Origin of the sequence: uncultured Flavonifractor sp. (assembly GCF_944383115.1) — a bacterium.
Classification (GTDB): Bacteria; Bacillota; Clostridia; order Oscillospirales; family Oscillospiraceae; genus Flavonifractor.
This window is the reverse complement of sequence record NZ_CALWOJ010000086.1, coordinates 1-8,398: the sequence shown is the minus strand read 5'-3', so window position 1 is coordinate 8,398 and position 8,398 is coordinate 1. Positions and strand designations below refer to the sequence as shown.

General features: G+C 56.5%; 12 protein-coding genes. 5 read left to right on the top strand and 7 right to left on the bottom strand.

Annotation, left to right across the window (positions count from 1 at the left end):
- Positions 1–37: 37 nt before the first annotated feature.
- The 5 genes from Q0K43_RS08955 (at position 38) to Q0K43_RS11745 (ending at position 3,564) form a co-directional block, all read left to right on the top strand.
- Positions 38–1,657 (top strand): recombinase family protein, encoded by a 1,620-nt coding sequence (locus tag Q0K43_RS08955; RefSeq protein WP_297290205.1) that lies wholly within the window; start codon positions 38–40, stop codon positions 1,655–1,657.
- A gap of 274 nt (positions 1,658–1,931) precedes the next feature.
- Entirely contained in the window at positions 1,932–2,315 is a 384-nt protein-coding gene (locus tag Q0K43_RS08950) for a Fur family transcriptional regulator (RefSeq protein ID WP_297290204.1), read from the top strand.
- A gap of 72 nt (positions 2,316–2,387) precedes the next feature.
- Entirely contained in the window at positions 2,388–2,774 is a 387-nt protein-coding gene (locus Q0K43_RS08945; protein ID WP_297290203.1) for a desulfoferrodoxin family protein, read from the top strand.
- A gap of 25 nt (positions 2,775–2,799) precedes the next feature.
- The gene (rbr, locus tag Q0K43_RS08940; RefSeq protein ID WP_087187094.1) at positions 2,800–3,333 is read left to right on the top strand and encodes a rubrerythrin; all 534 of its coding nucleotides are present in this window, start codon (positions 2,800–2,802) and stop codon (positions 3,331–3,333) included.
- A 9-nt stretch (positions 3,334–3,342) separates the two neighbouring features.
- Positions 3,343–3,564, top strand: coding sequence for a rubredoxin-like domain-containing protein (locus Q0K43_RS11745; RefSeq protein ID WP_366086247.1), 222 nt, complete (start codon positions 3,343–3,345; stop codon positions 3,562–3,564).
- Between the two features lie 62 nt (positions 3,565–3,626).
- Here Q0K43_RS11745 and Q0K43_RS08935 read toward each other — a convergent pair whose 3' ends face one another.
- From Q0K43_RS08935 to rpsP, 7 genes are all read right to left on the bottom strand, one after another.
- Complete coding sequence (locus Q0K43_RS08935) at positions 3,627–4,121, bottom strand: GNAT family N-acetyltransferase (RefSeq protein WP_297290202.1); 495 nt, start codon at positions 4,119–4,121, stop codon at positions 3,627–3,629.
- Between the two features lie 92 nt (positions 4,122–4,213).
- Positions 4,214–5,050, bottom strand: coding sequence for a DegV family protein (locus Q0K43_RS08930; RefSeq protein WP_297290201.1), 837 nt, complete (start codon positions 5,048–5,050; stop codon positions 4,214–4,216).
- Positions 5,051–5,166: 116 nt separating this feature from the next.
- Positions 5,167–6,525 carry an alpha-amylase family glycosyl hydrolase gene (locus Q0K43_RS08925; RefSeq protein ID WP_297290200.1) on the bottom strand — a complete coding sequence of 453 codons (1,359 nt, stop codon included), beginning with the start codon at positions 6,523–6,525 and terminating at the stop codon, positions 5,167–5,169.
- Between the two features lie 20 nt (positions 6,526–6,545).
- Positions 6,546–7,295, bottom strand: coding sequence for a tRNA (guanosine(37)-N1)-methyltransferase TrmD (gene trmD / locus Q0K43_RS08920; protein WP_297290199.1), 750 nt, complete (start codon positions 7,293–7,295; stop codon positions 6,546–6,548).
- Positions 7,288–7,788 carry a ribosome maturation factor RimM gene (rimM, locus tag Q0K43_RS08915; protein WP_297290198.1) on the bottom strand — a complete coding sequence of 167 codons (501 nt, stop codon included), beginning with the start codon at positions 7,786–7,788 and terminating at the stop codon, positions 7,288–7,290. The genes trmD and rimM overlap by 8 nt, the downstream gene beginning before the upstream one ends.
- A gap of 99 nt (positions 7,789–7,887) precedes the next feature.
- A complete protein-coding gene (locus Q0K43_RS08910) occupies positions 7,888–8,118 on the bottom strand; it encodes a KH domain-containing protein (protein WP_297196819.1) in 231 nt (76 codons plus the stop codon).
- An 18-nt stretch (positions 8,119–8,136) separates the two neighbouring features.
- The gene (gene rpsP, locus Q0K43_RS08905; RefSeq protein WP_007489428.1) at positions 8,137–8,376 is read right to left on the bottom strand and encodes a 30S ribosomal protein S16; all 240 of its coding nucleotides are present in this window, start codon (positions 8,374–8,376) and stop codon (positions 8,137–8,139) included.
- Between the last annotated feature and the right edge of the window lie 22 nt (positions 8,377–8,398).

Here is an 8,398-nt window from a genome sequence, read left to right as displayed (position 1 = left end):
CATATGATGAATGGCCGCTTATCTCAGGAGGTATAGCATGTACTTAGAGATAAGCAATCCCATGGATTACCATGCGGCTTTATACATCAGACTATCAAAGGAGGATGAGAGCGAAGGACCATCCCAGAGCGTCCAGAACCAGGAATCCCTGCTGCGGGAGTTTGTACAGCAGCACCGGCTGAGCGTCTACGATACCTATATTGACGACGGCTGGAGCGGCACTAACTTCGACCGGCCGGCCTTCCAGCGGATGATTGCGGACATCGAGGCCAAAAAGGTCAATATGGTCATCACCAAGGATCTCTCCCGTCTGGGGCGCGACTACATCATGACCGGCCACTACATGGAGCGGTACTTCCCGGAGCACCGGGTGCGGTACATCTCCCTGCTGGACGGTATCGACACCGGTGTGGACTCCACCGCCAACGACATCACCCCCTTTCGGGCCATCATGAACGACATGTACGCCAAGGACATCTCCAAGAAGATCAAGAGCGTCAAGCGGGATAAGCAGCGGAAAGGGCAGTTCATCGGCGGTAAGCCAGTATATGGCTACAAGATGCACCCCACTGAGAAAAATAAGATCGTCATTGACGAGGAGGTGGCGCCTGTTGTCCGACGGATCTTCGCCCTGGCCCTCTCCGGCATGAGCTGCCGGAACATTGCAACCCTCCTCAACCAGGAGGGAGTTCCCACCCCGGCCACCTACGCAAACCTCCCGGTGGCAAGACCCGGTCCCTATACCGGCCTCTGGAGCAGTGAGCGGATCTCCGATATGCTGCAAAACGAGACCTACATCGGCAATATGGTTCAGGGGCGAAGTGTAAAGATCAGCTACAAATCCAAGAAGTGCCTGAGGCAGGACCCGGCCAACTGGGTGATAGTAGAGGGGACCCACGAGCCTCTGGTGGACGCGGAGACTTTCCGCAAGGTGCGGATGCTGGTCAACAGCCGCAAGCACACCCGGAGCCGAACCTACGACTTCCTGTTGAAAGGGTTGATCTTCTGCCACGAGTGCGGATACCCTCTGGCGGTGCTTAACCGAAAAAACGCCAAGGGAGAGGATGTACTGTACTTCGTCTGCCGCACTTACCAGCGTTTTACCAAAGCGGGCGTCTGCACCTGCCACTCCATCAAGGAGAAGACGGTGACTGACGCAGTAGTCGCCAAGGTGCGGGAGGTCTGCCAGGCTTACCTGAACCCTGACGAATTATTTCCTGTGGCCCGGGAGGCCGTGGAGAAGGCCAGAAGGCAGAGCGGCCTGGAAACAGAACTTCAGACGATTCAGTCCAAGATCGACAGCCTTACCGCCAACCTGGACCGGATGTATACGGATCGGCTCAGCGGATTGCTGCCGGAGGCGGACTTCCAGCGCATCTTCGGCCGGATCAAACTGGAGCGGGAGCAGCTGGAGGAAAAACGGAAGGCCCTGGAGTTTCAGAAAAAAAGCCCTGTCCGCAGTGAGGACAGGGCCAGGGAACTGGTGCAGAGGTTCATCGAGACAGCGGGGGAGAGCCGGGAACTGCTGGTCAGCCTCATCGAGAGAGTGGAACTGACCGAGGACAAGGAAGTCATTATCAAATTCCGTTTTGCCCAGCTGGACAAAACGGCGGAAAGCCATACACCGCAAGGGATTGCGCCGTTCGAGACGGCGTAATTTTCTGGAACCAATCGTTTACAGTAGCCGGGGCGCTATGTGTCCCGCATTGAAAAAAAGGCATTAAAAAAACTGGAAGCAGCCTTGGAAAACCGGAAGTAAGGCCGATAGACACAGAACGGGGTGGTCCATATCCTTTCACGGCAGACAAGATTGAGATTGCCTGCTGTGAAAGGATATAAAAATTGAAAAAATGCTTGCCTTTTTAACTGGTTTCTGGTATTATAACAATAACAGTAATAGTTACTGTTTACAACAGAAAGAGTGGTGACACATGAACGGAAAGCGATATTCCAGGCAGAGAGAACTTATATATCAAGCGTTAATGAATACGGATCAGCATCCTACAGCCGAAATGGTATATCAGTGGCTGAAGCCAACCAACCCCAACTTGAGTTTAGGTACCGTATACCGAAATCTGAATCTGCTGGTGGATGAAGGGGCTGCTGTGCGGATGGCTTTTCCGGTGGAACGGTACGACGCCAATGTGGAGCCTCATCCCCACTTCCGATGCGAGACCTGCGGGGGAGTGTTTGACTTGGATCTGCCCTATGATAAAGGGCTGGATGAGAAGGCAGTGCTGGCCAGTGGGCATGACATCCGGTCCCATGAGTTAATTTTTCATGGAATTTGTGCTAACTGTAAGCCGAAGCATTGAGTTTCTTCCGGCGATGTGATAAGTTTATTTTGCACGAAAGTGCCTATACTGCAATTAGAAAGGATGTAACATATGGAGTTCAAGCTGTATCGTTGCGCACATTGTGGCAATATTATTTTCAAAGTGGTTGATAAAGGTGTGCCCGTTATGTGCTGCGGGCAGAAGATGGAGGAGATCACCCCCAACACTACGGATGCCGCCCAGGAGAAGCACGTCCCCGTGGTAGAGAAGGTTGCGCACGGCAGCGGCAGTTCCGTGACGGTTAAGGTGGGTAGCGTGGAGCATCCCATGCTGCCGGAACATTATATTTCCATGATTGCTGTCGTGGACGGCGACACCGTGACCATGAAATTCCCCAAACCTGGCGATGCGCCTGAGCTTAAGACCTTCTGCCGGAGCGAGAAAGTGGAAGCCTATGAGATTTGTAATCTTCATGGGTTCTGGAAGGGCGAAGGCTGATTTATTATAAGAAAGGATGACGATTATGGAACTGAAGGGTAGCAAGACGGAAGCCAATCTGTGGAAAGCATTTGCCGGCGAGAGCATGGCGCGCAACAAGTATACCTATTTTGCCAGCAAGGCCAAGAAAGAGGGCTACGAGCAGATCGCAGCCATCTTCGAGGAAACTGCCGGCAATGAGAAGGAGCATGCCAAGCTGTGGTTCAAGGAGCTGGGTGGCATTGGCGATACGATGGCCAACCTGAAGTCTGCCGCTGCCGGTGAGCATGAAGAGTGGACTGAGATGTACAAGGAGATGGCTGAGACTGCCCGGGAGGAGGGCTTTGAGAAGTTGGCCTTCCTGTTTGAGGGTGTTCTTAAGATTGAGAAGGAGCATGAGGAGCGCTATCTGACCCTCCTGAAGAACCTGGAAGAGGGCGTAGTGTTCAAGCGGGGCGACGAGTATATGTGGAAGTGCCGTAACTGCGGCCACATCCACTTCGGCAAAGAGGCCCCCCAGGTGTGCCCCGTGTGCGCCCATCCCCAGGCCTACTTCGAGATCCGCGCCGTCAATTATTGATTTGACTTCATGGGGGGCCTCTTTTGGGGCCCCATCGGAGATGGGGCGGCGCTTGCGCCGTACAAGCGTTTTTACAGCGTAAAAACCTTGAGCCCGGGTGGATTCATTCCACCCGGGCCTTTTCAATCAGGGGTCCCCACCCGGCCTGGGCCGGGTGGGGCGGCCCCCCAGGTGTGCCCCGTGTGCGCCCATCCCCAGGCCTACTTCGAGATCCGCGCCGTCAATTATTGATCTGCAACCAAAAGCGCACCCCGGAAGATTTCCTTCCGGGGTGCGCTTCTTGCATAAGTGGATCATGGGTGCAGCCGGGCCATCATATACTCGTCGGCATACTTGCCGTCCCGCACGGTGGTCATGCGCTTGAGTCCTTCCTTCTCAAAGCCCAGCTTCTCATAGAGGTGGATGGCCCGCTCATTATCGGCAAAGACGGTGAGTTCCACCCGCACCAGCATAAGCCAGTTGTCCGCCAGATCAAGCAGAGTCTTTAAAAGGGCGGTACCTACCCCTGCATTTTGATAGTCCTTATGGACAAATAGGCCCACACCACCCACATGGCGCATCCGGGGATTGGGTTCCACATGGAGTCCGGCTGCGCCAATGACGGTGCCGTCATCCAGTACCGCCACGAAGTGGTGGTCGTTAGGGCCCAGATTGGCCACAAAAGCATCGCTGTCCGTGGTACGGCAGGAGGGGAGCCCCAGGGTGGTCTCAAAGACTCCGGGCATCCGGCGCAGGGCAGCCAGTCCAGCGGTATCCCTGGGTTCCGTGGGACGAATGGTGTAGTTCATAACACGCCTCCCAAAAGATTTTGGATCATGTTAGCACATTTGAAAGAAAAAAGCAACCGCCCGGGAATATCCCGGACGGTTGAAAGCAAAATTCAATAGGCGGCGATCACGCCGCCGTCGTTGGCATACACCGTGGAAATACCGCCGGTATCGCCAATGAGGATCTCAGAAAATTTGCACTGCTTTTGCACCAACGCCTTTAGATGGAACGCCCGATCCAGACAGTTGCAGTGTACAATGCACAGTCGCCGTCCGGCGTGGTTGGGGTCAGCCGCCATCATAGCCGCCATTTTGCTCAGGGCCTGCTTAATGGACAGCGCCTGACCCTTTTTGCAGATCTCGCCCTCAGGGGTGGAGCCCATCAGCAGCTTGATATGCAGTGTACTGGTCACCAGGGCCTGGGTGCGGGTGAGCCGCCCGTTTTTCCGCAGATTATCCAGGGTCTCCAGCACAAAGAGAGTATTCATCTCCTCAATATACTGAGAGGCCTTGCTCACCACAGTGGTGAAGTCCAGGCCGGCTTCCGCCAGCTCCTGGAGCTTTAAGGCCACCAGCACCTCGCCGGCGGAGGCGGAGCAGGAGTTGAAAATGTGAATGTTGGCCCCGGGATGATCCTCCAGCCACAGACTGCGGGCCTGGGCCGCCGCGTTGTGGGAACCGGACAGCAGTGCGGACAGGGTGACCACATAGATGTCGTCCGCCCCATAGTCGAAGGCCTCCATGTACTGGGCGGGGGAGGGGCAGGCGGACTGGGGAGCGGTAGGACAATCCCGCATCTTTTGCAGTAGGGCTTTTTGATCAAAAGATTCGTCATCCACAATAGTCTCATCCCCCACGCGGATGGTGAGGGGAACCTTGATAAAGCAGTCCTCCCGCAGCTGGGCGGGAGTAAGGTCACAGCAGCTATCGACAATGATCTTGAAACTCATAACAAAAATCCTCGAATATGATTTTAAAGATGAGATTACTCGTTGGCGCTATTGTATCACTATCCGTAAGAAAAGTAAAGGGATAAAGTGTGAATAATCAGGGAAAAGAAGCCGTGTTACCAGACAAAGCGGTCGGGGGCGCCCACCAGGATACGGGCAGAATAAGGGGGAACAGGGAGCCAGGAACGGCCGCCGTCGTTGTTGAAGATGGCGTTATCGTTCAGCACATCCTGGAGTACCGGCTCCTGGTGTGGGAACTCCATGTGGACCTCCTGGGGCTCCAGGTTGAGGACCACATAGACCCGCTGGCTGTCGGTGGCACGGCGGAACACCAGCTGCTGGTTCTTGATGATCACGTTCTCATACTGTCCCTCCCGGAGGGCGGGGAAGGCGGAGCGGATAGCGGCCAGTTTGGCCAGATGGCCGCACAGACTCTGATCCAGGGCCATCATCTCCTTCAGGTCCAGGCAGGGGCGTAGGGGGGCGTCGGAGTCTTTGGTACGCTGGCCCTGGATGGCCCACTCGCTGCCGTAGTAGAGGGAGGGCACGCCGGGCATGGTATACAGTAGAGTGTACAGGTTGTTGATGTGGGCCGGATTAGTCAGCTTGGAAGCCAGCCGGTCCACGTCGTGGTTATCGGCGAAGTTGTAGAGGGTAATATTGCGGTAAATGCCGCCGGGGCCGCACTGGCGGTTGAGGGAGTGGGCGATCTCAAAGTAGTTTTTATCATTGTGGGAGGACCACAGACCCTTCCAGCACTCGTAGTTGGTGACGCTGTCCAGCATCTCCGGGTTGGCCCAGCGGGCATAGTCCCCGTGGATGATTTCGCCCATGAGCCAGAAGTCCGGGTCCTTGCCCTTGACAAAGCCCTTGAGGGTGCGGAAGAAATCAAAATCCACGCAGTCGGCGGCATCCAGCCGCAGGCCGTCGATGTGAAATTTGTCCATCCACATTCCCACCGCATCCAGCAGGTGGCGCACCACGTCGGGGTTGCGAAGGTTGAGCTTCACCAGCTCATAGTGGCCCTGCCAGGCGGTGTACCAGAAGGGGTCGCCCATAGGGGAGGGGCCGCCGAAGTTCAGGTCGTGGAACCAGCCGCAGTAGGGAGAGTTCTGGCCGTGTTCCTGTATGTCACGGAAGGCCCAGAAGCCACGGCCCACATGGTTGAATACGCCGTCCAGCACCACACGGATGCCGTTTTCGTGGAGGGCGTCGCACAGGGCGGCAAAGGAGTCGTTGTCTCCCAGGCGGCAGTCGATCTGGAAGTAGTCGGTGGTGTCATAGCCGTGCTTCACCGACTGGAACACGGGACCCAGGTAGAGGGCGTTGACCCCCAGTTCCTTCAGGTGAGGGATCCAGTCTTTTAGCTTGTCCAGCCGGGGGACAGGGGCCCCGCCGGGGTTATACTCCGGCGCTCCGCAGAACCCCAGAGGATAGATGTGATAGAAAACGGACTGATTGACCCAATGACTCATTTTGACTCCTCCAGTCTCAATTAGGATTGTGTTGCCTCTTCCTCCAGTTCGCGCAGCAGCTTCTGGTCCTCCTTGGAGGACAGGTCCAGCTTTTCGTACAGGTCGGGCCGCCGCTGGCGGGTGCGGAGGATGGACTGTTTCCGCCGCCACTGGGCTACCTTCTTGTGGTCGCCGGAGCGGAGGATGGCGGGGACTTTTCGGCCGTGCCACTCCTCGGGGCGGGAGTACTGGGGATATTCCAGCATCCCGTTCCAGTGGCTCTCATTTTCAAAACACTCCGGGTCGGCCAGCACGCCGGGCACCAACCGGGCTACCGCGTCGGCCACCACCATGGCGGCCAACTCGCCGCCGGTGAGTACGAAATCGCCGATGGAGATCTCTTCATCCACACATTCCTCAATGAACCGTTCGTCGATACCTTCGTAGTGGCCGCACACCAAAATCAGGTGATCGTAGTCATCCCGCAGCCGGCGGGCGTGAGCCTCGGTAAAGGTTGCGCCGGCGGGGGAGAGGTAGATGGTGTGTCCGGGGCCGTGGGTGTCTACGATGTGTTTCCAGCACTGGTAGAGGGGGTCGGCCTGCATCACCGCACCACGACCGCCGCCGTAGGGGTAGTCGTCCACCTGCTTCTGCTTGTTCAGGGTATAATCCCGGATCTGATGGGCTTCAATGCGGATGATATCCCGTTCCTGGGCCCGGCCCAGGATAGATTCGTTCATCATATCGCCTACCGTCAGATCAAACAGGGTCATAATATCAATGCTATACATCAGTGCGCATCCCCTCAATGAGGCGGACCTTGATATAGCCGCCTTCCACGTTGGTTTCCGCCAGGAATTCATCGACGGCGGGAATCATATACTCGTGTTCGCCCTTGACCACATAGACCTCGTGGGCGGGCGGGGTGAGTACATCGGATACCACGCCGATCTTCTCGCCGGTAGCGGCGTTGATGACATCCAGACCCATCAGGTCGGCAATAAAGTGACGTCCGTCGGGCAGCTCCACGCCGGTGCGGTCGATGAATACCGTCTTGCCTTTCAGGGCCATGGCGGCGTTCACATCGTCAACCCCCTCCAGAAAGGCCAGCACGTTGCCCTTGTGGATGCGGGCTGAGCGGATTTTCACAGGTCGCCCATCCATATATAGTACATCAAACTGGCAGAGAAATTCCGGGGAATCACACCAGGGGACGATCTTCACTTCCCCCTGAATGCCATGCGTATTCACGATCTGGCCGGCCTCTAAAAATTGATTTTTCATCGGTATCACCCTGCATATAAAATGATCTAATAGATATGAAAAAGCCGACCGGCCCTGTGGTCGGTCGGCTTTTTCATATCCGGGGGAGATCCCCCGGAGTTAGTCGACGATCTCGACGGAAACCTTGGTGCCCTGGCGCTGGGCCACGGAGCGCATCAGCGTGCGGATCTCCTTGGCGATACGGCCCTGGCGGCCGATCACCTTGCCCATGTCCTCGGGGGCCACCCGAAGTTCCAGGACGGTCTCGCTCTCGCCGGCATGCTCAGTGACCTCCACCGCGTCGGGGTGATCCACCAGGCTGCGGGCGATATAGGTGAGCAGTTCCTTCATGCCAGCTGTGCCCTCCTATCAGATGGCGCCAGCTTTTTTCAGCAGAGCCTTCACGGTCTCAGTGGGCTGAGCGCCGGTCTTAATCCAGGCCTGGGCGCGCTCGGCGTCCACCTTGATCTCGGCGGGCTGGGTCAGAGGATTGTAAGTGCCGATCTCCTCGATGAAACGGCCGTCACGGGGATAGCGGGAGTCAGCCACCACGATGCGGTAGAAGGGAGCCTTCTTGGCGCCCATACGACGCAGTCTGATCTTAACCATTGTATCTTCACCTCCATGTAAT